The 16,560-nt window shown below is 40.3% G+C and carries 13 protein-coding genes; 7 read left to right on the forward strand and 6 right to left on the reverse strand.

Annotated elements, in window-relative coordinates; genetic code table 11:
• Positions 1-345 precede the first annotated feature (345 nt).
• Entirely contained in the window at positions 346-522 is a 177-nt protein-coding gene (locus J8L73_RS17105; protein WP_211001007.1) for a hypothetical protein, read from the forward strand.
• Positions 523-729: 207 nt separating this feature from the next.
• On the opposite strand, the gene J8L73_RS17110 is transcribed toward J8L73_RS17105, so the two are convergent.
• The 3 genes from J8L73_RS17110 to J8L73_RS17120 all read right to left on the reverse strand — a co-directional run bounded on the left by J8L73_RS17110 (position 730) and on the right by J8L73_RS17120 (position 5,378).
• The gene (locus tag J8L73_RS17110) at positions 730-3,291 is read right to left on the reverse strand and encodes a CotH kinase family protein (RefSeq protein WP_211018876.1); all 2,562 of its coding nucleotides are present in this window, start codon (positions 3,289-3,291) and stop codon (positions 730-732) included.
• Between the two features lie 238 nt (positions 3,292-3,529).
• The gene (locus tag J8L73_RS17115) at positions 3,530-4,657 is read right to left on the reverse strand and encodes a zinc-binding dehydrogenase (protein WP_211018884.1); all 1,128 of its coding nucleotides are present in this window, start codon (positions 4,655-4,657) and stop codon (positions 3,530-3,532) included.
• A gap of 43 nt (positions 4,658-4,700) precedes the next feature.
• On the reverse strand, positions 4,701-5,378 hold the full coding sequence (locus J8L73_RS17120; RefSeq protein WP_149592725.1) for a glutathione S-transferase family protein: 678 nt from the start codon (positions 5,376-5,378) through the stop codon (positions 4,701-4,703).
• A 166-nt stretch (positions 5,379-5,544) separates the two neighbouring features.
• Between J8L73_RS17120 and J8L73_RS17125 the strand changes: the two genes are divergently transcribed.
• The 4 genes from J8L73_RS17125 to J8L73_RS17140 all read left to right on the forward strand — a co-directional run bounded on the left by J8L73_RS17125 (position 5,545) and on the right by J8L73_RS17140 (position 10,143).
• On the forward strand, positions 5,545-6,471 hold the full coding sequence (locus J8L73_RS17125; RefSeq protein WP_211018886.1) for a LysR family transcriptional regulator: 927 nt from the start codon (positions 5,545-5,547) through the stop codon (positions 6,469-6,471).
• A 227-nt stretch (positions 6,472-6,698) separates the two neighbouring features.
• Positions 6,699-8,666, forward strand: a complete 1,968-nt coding sequence (locus tag J8L73_RS17130; RefSeq protein WP_211018888.1) for a hypothetical protein — start codon at positions 6,699-6,701, stop codon at positions 8,664-8,666.
• Between the two features lie 94 nt (positions 8,667-8,760).
• Positions 8,761-9,219 (forward strand): thioredoxin family protein, encoded by a 459-nt coding sequence (locus J8L73_RS17135; RefSeq protein WP_211018890.1) that lies wholly within the window; start codon positions 8,761-8,763, stop codon positions 9,217-9,219.
• A 255-nt stretch (positions 9,220-9,474) separates the two neighbouring features.
• Complete coding sequence (locus tag J8L73_RS17140; protein ID WP_211018892.1) at positions 9,475-10,143, forward strand: hypothetical protein; 669 nt, start codon at positions 9,475-9,477, stop codon at positions 10,141-10,143.
• A gap of 325 nt (positions 10,144-10,468) precedes the next feature.
• On the opposite strand, the gene J8L73_RS17145 is transcribed toward J8L73_RS17140, so the two are convergent.
• Positions 10,469-11,347: a LysR substrate-binding domain-containing protein gene (locus J8L73_RS17145; protein ID WP_211018901.1), complete on the reverse strand. Its 879-nt coding sequence runs from the start codon at positions 11,345-11,347 to the stop codon at positions 10,469-10,471.
• A gap of 121 nt (positions 11,348-11,468) precedes the next feature.
• On the opposite strand from J8L73_RS17145, the gene J8L73_RS17150 reads away from it, so the two are divergent.
• The gene (locus J8L73_RS17150) at positions 11,469-12,551 is read left to right on the forward strand and encodes a YeiH family protein (protein WP_211018944.1); all 1,083 of its coding nucleotides are present in this window, start codon (positions 11,469-11,471) and stop codon (positions 12,549-12,551) included.
• A 26-nt stretch (positions 12,552-12,577) separates the two neighbouring features.
• Here the strand turns inward: J8L73_RS17150 and J8L73_RS17155 are convergent, their stop codons facing one another.
• Together J8L73_RS17155 and J8L73_RS17160 are read right to left on the reverse strand one after the other, a co-directional pair.
• Complete coding sequence (locus J8L73_RS17155; protein ID WP_211018903.1) at positions 12,578-13,888, reverse strand: DASH family cryptochrome; 1,311 nt, start codon at positions 13,886-13,888, stop codon at positions 12,578-12,580.
• Between the two features lie 121 nt (positions 13,889-14,009).
• Positions 14,010-15,737, reverse strand: a complete 1,728-nt coding sequence (locus J8L73_RS17160) for a DUF885 domain-containing protein (protein WP_211018905.1) — start codon at positions 15,735-15,737, stop codon at positions 14,010-14,012.
• Positions 15,738-15,965: 228 nt separating this feature from the next.
• On the opposite strand from J8L73_RS17160, the gene J8L73_RS17165 reads away from it, so the two are divergent.
• Positions 15,966-16,553, forward strand: coding sequence for a DUF4202 domain-containing protein (locus J8L73_RS17165; protein WP_211018906.1), 588 nt, complete (start codon positions 15,966-15,968; stop codon positions 16,551-16,553).
• The last annotated feature ends 7 nt before the right edge of the window (positions 16,554-16,560 follow it).

Genomic DNA, 16,560 nt, shown 5'->3' on the forward strand with positions numbered 1-16,560 from the left:
AAAATAACAGTTGGCCATCGCTTCGCGATTATAGCCAACCATTATTTTCCGCTTAGCAAGGCGTTGAGGCTGTATAATTACTCTTTTTAGGAACATATCTTACTATTTTTAATTGATTGCTTTTTAATCTTGAATTCATTCGCTGAAGCGAATGGGGTCAAATCTTGACTTCATACATCAAAGTTTACCAGTGACCACTATACATGGCACATTAGCGAAGTTTGTAAGAGTACACCGAGCAAATTAATTATATCTCTAAATGTTTAATGTACTTGAGTGTTTAGCAAAGTACGGGAAGTCCAGTTGGATAAAAAATAGTTGTTTAAAACATAAAAGGAATTAGAAATGAAAAACGTAAATCCATGGATTATATCTGCTCTTATTTTAACTTTATTAACTAATATTTTTAGGATCTGGTTTGGCAACACTATGATCGGTTTTTTTATTGCACTAATACTTTCTTTAGCATGTATACCTTTAATAAAAGCAGTGCAGGGGAAAGGCAATATAAAAGGCGACTAAATAGATTTGTTATTGCATAGTTAAACTTTCTAAAAGCCGAACTAAAACATTTAAGTTGTTAGCATTTTAATACAGAGGCTTTATAGTTTTAGCTAGCTAAATTTTTGCACTTTTTAAAAGTTCCGGACTTTCTATAATTTTCTCAGGTTATTAAATTGTAAGGTAATAAAGTGCCAGCTTGCTGGCACTACATGGAAGATGAGTTGTTTATCTAGAACAAAAGCCGCTGCCGTCGCCTGCAGAGGGTAATGAACCATTAAGCTGCGCCGTCATATTTGCTATGCGATAATCCATAAACTCAGTTAACCCATAAAACCTATCAACGGTTGAGGTTAAGTTTTTTTCAAAAAAAGATGAGCCATAAAAACTAGTAGGGTCGTTTTGTACGTGCTCACGAATTAGGTCGGCTATTTCATTTACGCGGACACTAAAGGTGTCGCTTGAAAGTGAACCATTAATAAGCTGTGTTAAGTAACTGTGGTATGTATCAAGGTTACTTTGATCAGCAAATACATTAGCAAGCATTGGGCGTTCATTTAATGCGCCACTTACGGGCTCATCTATATAAAGCTCTCTTATATCTACGCTGTTACAGTCCATATTAAAGGTGCCGAATGATTCGTTAAAATCCCATGGCAAAATACTAAATACGCCGTCTTGGTCATAAATATAATAGTTATGAGCAAGTGTACCGTGGTAACTATCAAGGTTAGATAAAGAAGTGCTTACCGACATATAACGCAGTAATGTATCTTCATCTATGGCGTTGGTTTCACCTGCATCGAGCGATTCTACAAAGTTAATAAATGCGCCGTTATCGGTGCTCTCTTCGTTGGTTTGTAGGTTTATATCCGTATAGCTTTGTATGTCGTCGCCTAGCCATAGCAAATCACTGCCTGTGCCATCTGGTTTGTATAAATCGCCATTACTGTTGGCGAAGTGTTTTTCTAAAAACTCACCATCAATGGCCTCTACCATTAAGTACAAACCAAATAGCTCCCCGTTTACATAAAAATTAACGTAAGCATGCTCAGGGGTAGGTACACCCATTTCGTCCATTAGGTCGTAGGCGATTACTTCACGCATGTACGACGGGTCGTTAAACGAGTTTTGTAATGTAAATTTTTTCAGCCCAAAAAAGGTTTGCCCCGACACATATTCGTTTATATCAACTTTAAAACTATAACGGTCGCTGCTTGAGTTAGCTACGGTGCTTAAACTAGAGCCGCCTTTAGTACGAATAGCCACGCTATCTAGCGTTACCCCGTTAAAGGTAATAGCGGTTTCGTGGTATTCCTCATCAAGTGGGTTGTCTAGGATGTCTTGCCAGTTTTCGTCGGTAATTGTAATAGAAAGCGTATTAACAGCTGTGGGTGTAAATGCGTTTGCAACTGTATTTTCACTACTTGGGGTCGGTGTTAAAAACGCATGAGTAAAATCGGTACTGTTACTTAGGCCATAACTAAAGCCCGTGGCTACATCGCTCTCGTCCCAATCAATGTAGTCAATTACTTCGTCGTTGAGCATTAAGCTTAGCTCGTCTTCTTTGCCTAGCTTAAAGGGTACGTAGTAAGTACCTGGATCTTCGTCGGTGGCATAAATAGTAATGTATTGGCCTGCGTATAAATCTATGTCGGGAAGGGTTACTGGGTCTATATCGTCGCTTTCATCAATAACTTGGTAGTTGGCTAAGTTAATTGTATTGTCGCTGTTATTGTATAGCTCAAACCAATCGTTACCATCGTCTGCGGCGCTTGCCACCACTTCGTTAATAACGAGTGGCCCGTGAGTTGCTTTGCTGTTTTGGCTAAGCTCTGTTGGAGTTAATACCGCAGTTGCATCGCTGCCATCAGGGTAGCGGCCATAACTGTAACCACTTAGTGCTTGGCCTTTTTTCCAAGCGAGTTGTTCTATAATTACGTTGTTACTGTATAGGCTTACGGTATCACTTGAGCCCAACTTAAACGCTACGCTTGGCAGGTCATCTAAATCGTCGGTACTTGCGTAAATACGGTGAAATTCACCGGGCGATAACGTAATATCAGGCAATGGAAACTGCTCGTTACTGTCATCACTCAGGGTGTAGTTTGCTAGGTAAACATCAGTGTTACCCGTTGCATAAAGTTCTATCCAGTCCTCACCGCCGCTACTATCTTTTGCTACTACTTCGTTTATGCGCAGTGGCGCATCTTCAGCAATTAGGGTTGTAACAAGTGTAGAGGTGTCGGCTGTTTGGTTAGCTGTGCCTTCTGTTGGCGTTAATGTTTGCGCTGTGCCGGTACCATCGGTGTATAAGCCGTAACTAAAGCCTTCAGCGGCTTCACCTTCTTCCCAATCAAGTACAGAAACGGCAGTGTCGTCCTCGTATAACGTGACTGCATCGTCGCTACCTAATTTAAAGGTTACGTAATAGCCGTTGTCGGGCGGTGTGTCGGTTTCATCAATGGCTTGAATAACAATAAACTCACCTTGCGAAAGCGATACGGCAGGTAAAGCTTGTGGCTCTCTGTTGGCGTTGTCATCAACAAGCGAAAATACCGATAAGTCGGCTATGTCTGCAGTGGCATAGAGTTCTATCCAGTCGTAGTTGGTATCACTTGAGCTTGCAACAATTTCGTTTATAACGAGTGTGCCGGTGCTGGTGGTTGTTTCAGTTTGATCAGTGCTTTGCTCTGAGCTGGTGTCGCTACTTTGTTCACTACCACCACAACCATACAAAAAGGCAGTAGAGGCAATAACGGAATAAAATAGCATGGGTTTTATGTTCATTGATGCGATCTTTTTTATTTTATTAACGTCGCAAAACTATAAAAATAGAAGGTGCAAACAATGTGTAAACATTCAGTAAGTTACGTTTTTGTGATGATTTTATGAAGGGTTTTAATAAACAGTATTGAGAGGGCTTATACTGTGCATTAACCTCACAGCTAGGCTGTGATTAGCATGTATATTTATAAAAAAGCAGATACTGCTGCAAGTATCTGCTCTATAAGGGGGTAGGCTACAATTAAGCGTGTGGTTTAACTAAGAATTTTTCGCCAGTAGCTTGTTTAGAATAAGCGGCAATTGACTCCAGTTTTAATACCTCAGCGAGGGTAACCTCATGTGTATAATTGCTTGCAAAGGTGGTTGTTATTTCATCTGCTACACGTTTACGCATTTTCATTACAGTTTCAGTGCCTAATTTACCTAAGGCATTAAATAGTAAAAAGCCACTTACAGCCCATGCAAAACCAAAATTACGATTAAGTGTAATAGGCCCGCGATCTAACGCACCATATATATATGCTTGTTTAAACGTGTCTGAGCCATATAGGCTGTGTTCTTTCATATCGCGTGCGGCCGCTACTTCCATACAGTTTAGTATATCGCTTGTTAATTGGCCGCCACCAATTGGGTCAAACGAAATAGTCGCGCCAGTTTCAATAATGGCCGCTGTTAAATCGTCAATAAACGTATCACTGCTTGAATTTACAACGTATTTAGCACCCATATTACGCAGTAGAGTTTCTTGCTCTGGCTTGCGTACAATATTAATTAAATCAACGCCATCGGCAATACAAATGCGGTTTAACATTTGCCCTAAATTAGAAGCCGCTGCTGCATGAATAATGGCTTTATGGCCCTCGGCGCGCATGGTCTCTACCATGGCTAGTGCAGTAAGCGGATTTACAAAAGACGACGCTCCCTCTTTAGCGGTAGTGCCTTCTTTTAATTCTAAACAGCTTTGTACATTGGCACATATAAATTGACGATACGTACCGCCGCCAATTACTGCAACGGTTTTACCCATTAATGCTTGTGCGGCTGGTGATGAGCCTGCTGCTACTACGGTGCCTGCACCTTCATTACCTACTTGTGTTGCTTTACCAACACGTGTTTTAAGTGATGGCATAAATTGAGCTGGAACATCAGCAGTAATTACTGGGTTTTCATCAGTACCCGATTGCTTTGCAGTAGACATATCAGCTGCGCTAAATAGCACACCTAAATCAGATGGGTTCAGCGGTGCAGCTTCAATACGAATAACTACTTCATCGGCATTTGGCTTTGGCATCTCGATGTTTTTTAAAGCAAGTGTGAGTTTATTGTCTTCGCTGATAGTTGAAGTAAGTTGGATATTTTTATCTGTCATAATACTGTTCCTATAAATTGAGAATGGGTAGCGTATAGCGTAATTACTTGCTTTGAGCTGCCTGTATTTGTGCTGTTACCTTTTGCATAAACTCAGGCATATTTGCTTGGCGATCTGCCTCTATTTGCTGTGCAATAGTCGATTGACTCATTTTTACTTGCCATTCTTTCATACCAGGTATTTCGGCCAGTACATCCCAATTAAGCTCTTTTGGCGTGAATGCGTTAACCACTGTATTTACGTAGTAAACGTAAATATCTGCCATGCTAAATTGTTCGCCTGCTATCCACGGCGAAAAATGCGTTAATTCACAAAGGGCGTTTACACCGCGCGTTAATAGCTTGCGAATGTCGTCTTTTACGTGTTCAGGTGCAGGGGAGCCTGTAAATACATACGGAATTAAGCGTCTGCTTGGCAATTCGAAGTAAAGCTCACTTATTTTCATTATTTGGCGAACAAAAGCACGCTCGGCTGAATCTTCAGGGTATAGCGTGTTGCTTGGGTAGGTTTCTTCAAGGTAGTCGCAAATAACGCTCGACTCTGCAATATTTAGCCCATCAGCGGTGGTAATAGCCGGCACTTTCCCCATAGGGTTTATAGCTAAAAACTGCTCGTCGTTGTTGTATATAAGGTGCTCATTAAATGGCAGCTCTTTGTGTAAAAGTACATGCTTAACCAAGTTGTAATAGTTACTAGCTGCGAAGCCGTGCAAAGTAATCATAATGTAGCCTTTGGTTTTAAGCTTTAACTATTGGCGTTAAATAAATTAAAGCGTGTAGATAAGTTAAGGTTATTATTACTTGTTTTAATTTGCTTATATATAGGGGAAAATGCGAATCACTTTTGCCTTTAAGGCAATAACAAGGCTTATTTAACCCTGAGGCAGCATGGATCAACTAAAAGCCATACGGTATTTTATAAAAGTAGTCGAAACAGGCAGTTTTACTAAAGCTGCAAAAGCGTTTGGTGTGCCGCCTTCGTCGTTGTCGCGCCGAGTAGCCGATTTAGAAAAAAATTTAGGCGCTACGCTTTTAAAACGCTCAACCCGCATTGTTAAGCTTACCGAAGTTGGGCATATTTACTACAACGATATGCAGCAAATTTTGGGGCAACTGGCGCAGAGCCAAGAAACAGTGCGCAGTTACCAAACTACACCCATGGGGCGATTATCAATTAGTTGTATGGTTGGCTTTGGCGACAAAATTTTAATGCCGCTACTTGATGAATTTAGTGTTTTGTATCCCGAAATTATACTGGATGTAAGCCTAAGCGATGAGCTTTCTACCCTTGGGCGTGACGACGTTGATATAGCCATTCGTGGAGGGTATGCACCTAACGAGCGCGTGTTAGCAATTAAGCTTATGGATAATGGCTTTATACCTGTTGCGTCGCCTGGGTATTTGCAAAAATACGGGACGCCTAAAAGTGCTATGGAATTACTGCAGCACCGTGGCCTATATTTTAAAACACCCTCAGGGCCTACGCCGTGGTTATGTAAAATAAATGAACAATGGCACGACGTATCAGCGCCTGCCGTCGCTATTTCAAATAATGGGAATTGGCTGGCTAAAAAAGCCTGCAACGGAGAAGGGATTTTAATGTCGACACGGTGGGCGCTTAAATCCTACCTTGAAACGGGTGAGTTGCAAGAGCTTAAGTTTGAGCATGAGTTAGCGATAACGCAAAACACCAATATGGCCGTTTATCTGTTGCACCAAAAGCAGCGTTATTTAGTACCAAAGGTAAAAGCGGCGGTCGACTTTTTAGTGCAAAGGATAAAAGAAACAGATGAAAGTAATAAGCGAGCAGAATAGCGCCTAAAGGTTGGGTGGGTTGTAAATAAACCGAGTGGTGAATGGTCGGATGGCGCTGCGCTTATCCGACCTACGTTTATACGGTTTTGATTTATGTCATTTATGCTTATTAAATTTATTAATGGGTTGTTTGTATAATTAATAGGTAAAAAACCTCTCCTTAAACTAAAGATTTTTATGCTGTGTCCGATAGATTACTTAATAGGGTTTAGCGATTAAGGAAAATCATGGTCAACAGTACTCTTGGCAACCACGCCAATTTAAGCGCTTTACTTGCTCAATCAGTTAATAATAGGAGTCAAAGCTCTGTGAGTCCTTCGCTACATACCAGTAGCGACCTTCAAGCTATTAATGCTTTACACATTAACGCACCTAAAATAACCGACGAACTGCTTAGCCAGTTAAATAACGAAACTATTGACGAAGCACTGGCTAGTAATCAAAAAGTTGAGGATGTTTTACAGCAGCAATTGACCTCACTATTTACAATATCGAGTACACCAAGCCTTAATAACTATAAACCCTCCAATGAAGAACTCGCCCTGCGCACCGTAATTACCTCTCAGCATGAGGGGTTATTAAAAAACGAAAACAGTATCCAATTAATTGAGCGGTTAAATACGTCGGTTAAAAATATTCAGGGGGCTTACGCTAATACTAGCGATATTTTATCGAATTTAAGGCAGCTTGGGCATGAGCAAAAAACCTTTTTAGCCTCAAGTCAGCAACGTGTTGAGCGCACGCTTAATCCGTACATGGAAAGTCTTAATCGCGCAAAATACGAGGATGACGATAACTACCTGTTTGAGCTCTCGGTAAAAACTAAAGAAGGTGATGTTATAAACATTAGCTTTAACTCATCGCAAGGTTACGACGAAGAAGCAGGTGAAGCGATAGATGGCTTTGGTATAAGTTACGAAGTAAATGGCGATTTATCTGAGGCTGAACATGCGGCTTTAACGCAGGTTATGTCGGGTGTTGGTGAAATGGCCGATGAGTTTTTTAAAGTGAATGAAAACTCATTTAATCCTATTATAGTGCCAAACCAAACAGACATGAGCTTAGATTTTTTAGCGGGCTTTAATAGTGAGCAGTTAGCCGGTTTTAATGTGTCGTTTTCAACAACGCAAAATGATGAGCTTGATACTGCCCAGAATACGCTTGATTTAAGTTATTCCATTGATGAAGCATCAAACCAGCAAGCACTTGTGTTTAAAGCCGAGAGTGGGAAAAACGACATTGATTTTGCACTCGATATGTCAACCATTGGCGTTAAAGACACGCAGCAAATGCAGCAGTATTTAGCGTCGCTTGATCAAAGCCTAGAAGATAGTCGAGTAAACAGTACCGAGGATAGTAAAGACTCGGCATTTGGTCGTAAGGGCGACGAGACAATGCAACAAGGTTTTGCATTGTTTAAAGGCGCTTTTACGAGTATGTCGTCGGCGGCTGAACGTTATAGCAATTTAGAGTCGCTTGCAGATCAGCAGTTTAATGACGGACGCGCCATGGTTGCCGATTTGGTTGATAACATAATTACAAACGATGGCCGTTACCAAGGACTCGGTAATAAAGCACCCAATACTTTAGGGGCGGGTATTTCTAAGCTCGCTGATTTTGATGCTACCTTTTCGTACGCACTGGATAGCGGTGACTATCAGCCTAAAAGCACTATTGAGCTAAACCAAGCGACTGAGCAAACCCAATTAGGGGATCTTAGTGGTTTAACACAAAGTAAAAACGTAAATAGCCACTTTGATTATCAATACAGTCGCCCTGACTACTACGACAAAGAAGAGAGTTATAACGTAAACACCGCCGTTAAAAATAAAGAACTTGTGGGGCTCGATCAGTCTCACAAAGTTGATGTTGATACAAAAATGTTTGAGTTTAACCCGCAAACAAATCAATACGAGCTGCAAATGGCGATGCAAGAACAAACCATTAGCAAAAGTGACATTCGCTTAATTGACGATATTTGGCTCGAAGAAAACGAAAATAGCTACTCTGTGCATAAAAAAGAGCGCGATGAGAGTGATGACAAGCAAGACGATTTTATAGAAACGAATCGCCACTCGCATACTAAGCTTGTAACCTTAATTGGTGATTTAGATAAGCTAGCTGAGAATAAAGACGTAAGGCGAGAATATTTAACTAACTTATCGCAAGTTAACTTTTTTATGGATAAAAAGTAACGCCTGAGAGCTGTTCACTCCACGCTCAATATTGGGTATAGTCGTTTGATACCTAAATTATTACTTAATTAAATACCCAATTAAAGAGTACCTCATGTTTAAACAATTAATTTTACTGTGCGCTTTAAGCATGCCGCTTGTAAGCTGCGCTGCTACAGCGCCATTTTCGGGCGAGATAAGTACGCAAGCACTGCTAAGCGACTACGATAAATTTAACGAGCAATACAAAGCGTTTACACCAACCGAGCAAGATATAGCCCTAATGCAAAAGCTAGAAGGCAAGGAGCTAATTGTATTATTTGGCACGTGGTGCCACGACAGTGAGCGCGAAGTACCAAAGCTTATTAAATTACTTGATGCATCGAAAGTTACACTTGTAAGCATTGACTATGTGGCCGTAGGTTACGATAAACGCGATGATGCAGGCATTGCACAGGCTCATGACTTACAATACACGCCTACGTTCATTGTTAAACAAAATGGTAAAGAGTTAGTTCGCGTAGTTGAAAAGCCAACGGGTACGTTAGCGCAAGATTTAACGCAGGGTTTGTGAGTAGAGCTTAGAGATATAAGAGCTTACCTATTTAGCTGATGAGTTTATATGTTAGTTGGTGGGCTGTTATGAGTAGCCTCTTAATATTTTAATGTATGAGGCCAAAATTTACCCTTTTGGATTCCTTCTATATGTTGAGTAAGATTTATCTGATGTATATCTGTTTTGAATAATCATATAAATAGTACCGCCACCAACTTATATACATGAGGGAACTGATTTTTATTATGCTATGTCTTATTAAGGAGAGTCTCTATGGCTGCTCTAGAGTGCGCATTATGTGGTCGTTTTACGGAAAAGTTAACAAAAGAGCACCTACCACAAAAAGGTCTATACCCTAAAGAGATAAGGAAAATCATTCCTAACTTACATACTTTAAAAGCTTGTGAATCTTGTAATAATGGCTCTTCAGAACAAGATGAAATTTTTAAAGTGTTTATTGGTTTGGTAGCGCAGCAGGATGGAAATGAGCTTTTATATAGTGTCAGTAAAACATTTGATAATAATGGTAAGTTAAAAAGAAGTTTTATACATAACTTACTAATAGAGGAACGTAATGGACTGGAAGTTAGGTTATGGAATGCTAGAGAGCATACACAAATAGTTTTAGATTCAGCGGAAAAATGTGCGAAAGGGCTTTATTTTAGAGAGTTTGGCGAAGTACTAACCAAGAGTAAGTCAATTTCATTTGTTCCAACCCCTTTTGTTTATGAAAAAGATAAAGTAGAGGTAGAAAATAGGCTTAAGGATGCGAAATGGTTTAGTGTAAATGGTCAGACAGTTAATTATACTTTTTTAAATATGAAAAATACCGACACTTTAATTATAATTAATTTTTTTTCCAGTGCTGAATTTGTATTTTGCATTAGAGATAAAGAATATAGCAAAAAAGTTCATGCGGGCTTAATAAGTTTAAGTCAGTAGGTGCAGTTTTCCATCCTATCATCGCTCAATATCCACAGCAGGTCTTTAAACCTGTTTTACTAGAACCTGCTAATTTAGCGGGTTTTTATATGACTAAATTTTTCTAACACTACACTTAAACTTCTTTAGTTTGTCAGATAACATCCATAGCATGCTTATTAGGGGTCTTTATCCATTGTTTGAAAGTGATCTTAGATACAAAACCCGTCAATGAAGGCTTTAGCTAAAGGGATTAAATCTTGATTCCATGCATCTTAAGTCAATAGCGTTCGCAATTTGCACATACGTAGCATACATATAACGGTTAAATTTACGCATATAATCACTACTGACTAAACAAGCCTTTTTCGAACGCTTGTGCAGCGTGTGAAGACGGTCTGTCTTTATAATGCAGTTGATAAAGTGGCCGAGAGAGTTGCTCGTTATTTTTTTGGCTCAGGCGTGTTAATTTACCTAGCTGCACTAAATCCTCAGTGACTACATTTGGCAATAAAGCGACCCCCATACCTTGAGCGACGGCCCTTGCTATGGCTTCGTTGCTGCCCAATTGCATACTTTGCTCTGCTTGTACGCCATGTTCTGCTAATAACTTTTCCGACATTTCTAAAGTGCCAGAGCCTGGCTCGCGTAATAACCAAAATTGCTCGTTTAACCATGCTTTTAAGTTTTTAGTGGGCTTAAAGTTACTAGGTATAACGACACTCATTAAATCATTTTGCCAGTGTTTACTTATGATATGCGGCTCGGTAGGTGTGCCTTCCACCAATGCTAAATCGATGGTGCATTCAAGTAATGCGTGCTCAATTTGTGCGGTATTGGCAACTTGTACTTCTACTTTTATATGCGGGTACTGAGCGCAAAAATTAGCTAAATAAGGCGGTAGCCAATAGCTGGCAATGGTGGTGCTGGTGCCAATAACGAGTGTGCCGCGTTTAAGCCCCGTGCGCGATTTTATATCGTCAACGGCGGCTTTTTCGATAGCAAAAATACTGCGGGCGTGATCATACAAGGCTTGGCCGCCTTCGCTTAAAGTAAGTTTTTTACCTTTAGAAGCACGTTCAATAAGTTGTATATTTAACTGATGCTCTAGCTCTTTTAAAGCCTTTGATACCGCAGGCTGGCTTATAAAAAGCGCTTCGGCTGCGCCTGAAAAACTACCAAGCTTTGCTACGTTATAAAACACCCGAAGTGCATGCAAGTTCATCGTGTCTCTCAAATTACATAACTTTAAGTTATCGAATCATGATTTTAATGTATTGGAGTTATATTTTGCGCTTTCTTAAAATGAAGTCAACACATCAACATTGTTTAATTGAGGGAACATGATGCTTAGTGCTATTAAAAATGGGTTTCAGCCTTTGGGTATTAATACTAAGCAGTACAGTGATATACGCTGGTGGTTAGGTATCCTGCTGGTGGTTGTTTTAGCGGGGGTATCTGTTGCATTAAGTAAGTTACCCATAATGCAAAGTGCGCAATTTAGCTCTTTAACGATTGGTATTGTGCTTGGCATTATTGTGGGTAACAGTGTATTTTCGCATATTGCTGCGCGTACCGATGTAGGTGTTGATTACGCTAAAAGTATTTTACTCAAAGCAGGTATTATTTTATTTGGTTTTAGAATTACCTTTGCACAGGTAGCTGGCGTTGGCTGGCATGGCTTACTAACCGATATTGTTATGCTCAGTGGTACGTTTATATTAGCAATACAGCTTGGCAAACGAGTATTTAAGCTTGATGAGCAAACAGTAATATTAATTGGCGCAGGTAGCTCTATTTGTGGCGCAGCAGCTGTAATGGCGACTGAGCCGGTTATAAAAGCGCAAGCGCACAAAGTATCAGTAGCTGTGGCAACGGTGGTGGTGTTTGGCACGTTAAGCATGTTTGCCTACCCAATAATGTTTGAATACATGGGGTTGAGCGAGCACGCATACGGTATTTTTGTAGGTTCAACCATTCATGAAGTAGCGCAAGTGGTTGCAGCGGGTACTGCGATAAGTGCCAATGCGGCCGACACCGCAGTAATAGAAAAAATGCTAAGAGTGATGATGCTTGCGCCATTTTTATTGGGTTTATCGTTTTGGCAAAGTAAAAAGCATGCAAAAACAAACAACAGCAAGCACAGCAGCGAGCAAAAAGCGGGTATTACAATCCCTTGGTTTGCTGTGTTATTTATTGTGGCAAGTGGTGTACATTCACTCTCTATTATTCCGCAAGGTACTACAAACTCCATTGTATGGTTTGATAATATATTACTTACCATCGCGATGGTGGCTTTAGGTTTGCGCACACATGTTAGCGCTATTCGCCAAGCAGGTATTAAACCGCTGTTATTAGCAGGTTGTTTATTTTTATTTTTAACTTTGGGTGGCTTTGCAATTAATGTAGGCATTGCGCAAGTGTTTTAAATATAACCTGCTGGAGGTAGATTGGATTAAATAGGCCAATCTACCTCGTTTAAGTGATCGATCTGCTCTGTTTTATTACTGTGCCCATGCCACTTGTTGGTATAAGTACCATTTGGATCAAACTGCGTCGTTTGCTTTTGTATATTAAAGTGGCGTCCGCCACGCGGGTCTACCCCTACACCGGCTATGTACTGCCAGTTGCCCCAGTTAGCCGCTACATCATAATCAATCAATTGCTGCTCAAAATAGGCTGCGCCGTATCGCCAATCAAGGCCAAGCTCGTTCACTAAACAGCTTGCTGCAATTTGCCTTGCACGGTTTGAAATGTAACCCGTAGTGTTTAGTTCTTCCATAATGGCATTTACAAGTGGGTAAGGCGTTGTGCCATTACACCATGCTGCAAAGCGTGTTGGTATAAAGGTAGTGAGTGGTTTAGTCTGTTTTTGGCCTTTAAAGCTAAACAGGCTGCTACCTGCTTTAAGTGCGTGCCATTTAAAATACTCTCGCCATAGCAATTCAAATTTAATCCAGTAAGTAGACTCGTTTGCCGTGTTGCTTTGCTCGTAATCTTCCACGGCTTTATACACTTGTTTTGCACTTAAACAGCCAAAGGCAAGCCAAGTACTAAATTTTGTGGTGTTATTAAAGCCATCAAGCTCGTTTCGAGTTGTTTTATAGGTGCTTGGCAGTAAACCCGAAAAGTACTGTGCTAAATGAGTTTGCGCACTTTTAAATCCGCCGTGCATTATCGCGTTGTTGTCATCAATAAGCTCAATTGGTTTGGCCGCACATAATGTTATAGGTTGGGGGACTAAACCGTTTGGCAAAGTAGAAGGAGTAATGGGGTTATTAGCGGCCTCTACCTTTTTACGAAACGGGGTAAAGTGTTTAGGTAATTCGTTTAAATCAAAGGGGAGATCACTTTGTTTATAGAGCGTATCTTGCTGCGTCTCTGTAAATTTTGTATTGGGACAATGTGCTTTGAGTAAGTTTATTTGGCGTTGTTCGTACAGGCCAAATTGCTCGCTGTATACCACTTCATCTATATTTTGCTCATTAATACGCGCTTTTAAAAGTGATACAGGTTCGCCCTCAAGTACATGCAGGGTTTGCCCACGCTCAATAAGTGCTTCTTGAAGCTCGTACAAGCTTTGCATCAAAAACTGCTGCTTATGTATGCCGTAGGGTTTTTGTTGGTAGTTATTATTTTTAAACCAGTGCGGGTTTATAACAAATACAATATCAAGCGCACATTGCTGCAACACAAGGTCACTAAAAATTGGGTTGTCGGTTAGGCGTAAATCGTTTTGTAGCCAATATAAAATGCGTTTGCTCATACTTATGCTCTGGTTTTTATAATCAATTAACTTTACGAAGCAAAAGCGGGTAGAGATTAGTTTTGAGTTGTTTAAGAGGGTTTTAAAAAGAGGCGGCAAATAATACCGCCTCCTTTAATGTTTAAATAGCGGATTTTTGTTTTGCTATCCAATCGTTTATTACGTCTTCTAGTACTGCCATAGGGAGCGAACCTTGGCCAATAACGGTGTCGTGAAAGCTGCGTATGTCGAATTGTGGGCCGAGTTCTTTTTCGGCTTTTGCACGTAGTTCTCGTATTTTAATTTCGCCCATTTTGTACGAGAGCGCTTGGCCTGGCCATGAAATATAACGATCTATCTGATCCTCCACCGCGCTTTGTGGCAAAGCGGTGTGGCTTGCTAGGTAATCGATTGCTTTTTGGCGGCTCCAGCCAAAGGCATGAATCCCAGTATCAACAACAAGCCTCACGGCACGCCACATTTCGTAACCTAAACGACCAAAGTCGCTGTATGGGCTTTGATAAAATCCGGCTTCTTTACCTAAACGTTCGGTGTAAAGTGCCCAACCTTCGCCAAATGCTGAGTGGCTAAGTGTGCGTCTAAATTCGGGTACATTTAACTCCATAGCAATGGCATTTTGTAAATGATGCCCAGGTATGGCTTCGTGTAAGCTAAGTGCTTCTAAATTATACAAAGGCTGCAGTTTAGGTGTTGAGGCTAAAAAGTAAGTGCCAGGAGAGCGGTTATCAGCAGGTGGCATATAAAACGCACCACGACTCGCTGAACCTTTAACAGTGAAGGTGTTACGCGGTAAATGATTAAAGTAGGTTGGTAATTTGCCATACATTTTTTGCGTAATAAAGGCTGTTTTTTCAAGTAAATCTTGCGCGTCCGTTGCGTAAAATTGCTCATCGGTTGCTAAAAATTCTAAAAACTCACTATAGGTGCCATCAAATTCTACTTCATCAATAATGCTTTGCATTTTCGCTTTAATACGCGCGACTTCTTTTAAGCCAAGCTCTTGAATTTGCTTTGGTGTGGCGTTTGTTGTGGTGTAGTAATTAACGGTGTACTTGTAGTAATCAAGCCCGCCTTTAACGCTTGCAATACCAGGCTGCGCTCTACAGTGTGGCATATACTCATTTTTAAAAAAGTCGTAAAAATGCTGATAGGCAGGAATTACTTTGTCTTTAATTACAGCTTGGGCTTTTTGTTTTAAACTTGCCTTTTGCGCTGTATTAAAGGTATTAGGTATACGTGTAAAGGGTTCGTAAAGGGCGCTGTTTTCGGGGTTGTTAACTATGTGCGCGCTAATGCTTTGGCTGTAATTTTCAAAGGTTTTACAATAATGAGTAAACCCTGTTTTTATACCTTCTTTCATTAAATCAATATTTTGCTGATTAAAGCGAGGGTAGTCGGCAAGGCTGATTAAAAATGCGTTGTAATCATCAGCTGTTAAAAAAGCCATGTTAGCGGGCGCTTCTGCAAAGTAAGTATGCCAGCCACTTAAAAAATTAACCGGAAAATACTTATCTTGATAAAGGTAGCTTTGCTTCTCGGTTTCTCGCTCATATTTAAATAAGCGGTAGTTCATTAGTTGCTCGTTGTTGAGCGCTTTTGGGTCAATGCTGGCTAAGCTTTTTAGTACGCTGTTGTTATAAGCTTGGCGCTTAGCAATGGCTTGTTCGCTCCAATTTGGTAATGTGCCGTTTGGTTTCCATCCGTCTGGGTCAGTTCGAAAAAATATTTTTTCAGCTTTTGCATTTTGCCAATGGTTATCAATAATGATTTTTAAATCGCTGTTACTGTCGGCTAGGCTTGGTAGCGATGTAAAAGCCAAGCAAATGGCTAAAATACTTTTTTTAAACATATTATTCTCATTTTTAGCGCGTTGATTTTTATTAGTTTACGCACATATGTTATTTTTGTTTCTAAGATAATAACAAGTTAACTTAATCAATGCGCCTACTTTTATAACCTGTACTTCTTAGTATAACTTTTTGATTGAACAAATTTCACTGCGTAACTGAGTGGCGCACTAGTTTATTGTTTTATCAGCGTTTAGAATGATTAAAACTTATTATAAAAAATGACCGTCATGTTTAATAAAGTAATCGCCCTAATTGATGAAGCTAACAACCAAGACCCAAACACTGAGCAATTTAATGGGCAAAGCGTGCCCAAAGAAAGCCTTTATGCTACTCGAATGAGCGACATGCTTAGCCGATTTAAGCCTGATGCTGACGAGCTTATGCAAATTGCAGTGCGTGGGCAGCATATACAACGTTGGAAGTCGCCGCGTAGCGACTTTGCAATGAACAAGCAAGGCTATCATCAGTGGCGCAGTGCACTTTATATATTTCATGCAAGTAGTGTTGTAGCGCTCATGAAGCAAGCTGGGTACAGCGAGGCTGAGCAAAACCGAGTGTACGATGCAGTCGCTAAAAAGAATATTAAACGTAACCCAGACAGCCAATTAGTAGAAGATGTAGCAAGCCTCGTATTTATTGAGCATTACATGCTTGGGTTTGCAAATGCAAAACCTGATTATAATGAAGAAAAATGGATAGGGATTATTCGCCGTACATGGCAAAAAATGTCAGATGACGCGCATGAGTTTGTATTGGCAGGAAATATTACATTGCCAGCGCCACTCGTTGGCCTTATTCATAAAGCACTTGAATAATTTAGTG

This window comes from Pseudoalteromonas sp. MMG006 (assembly GCF_018101025.1).
Taxonomy (GTDB): domain Bacteria; phylum Pseudomonadota; class Gammaproteobacteria; order Enterobacterales; family Alteromonadaceae; genus Pseudoalteromonas.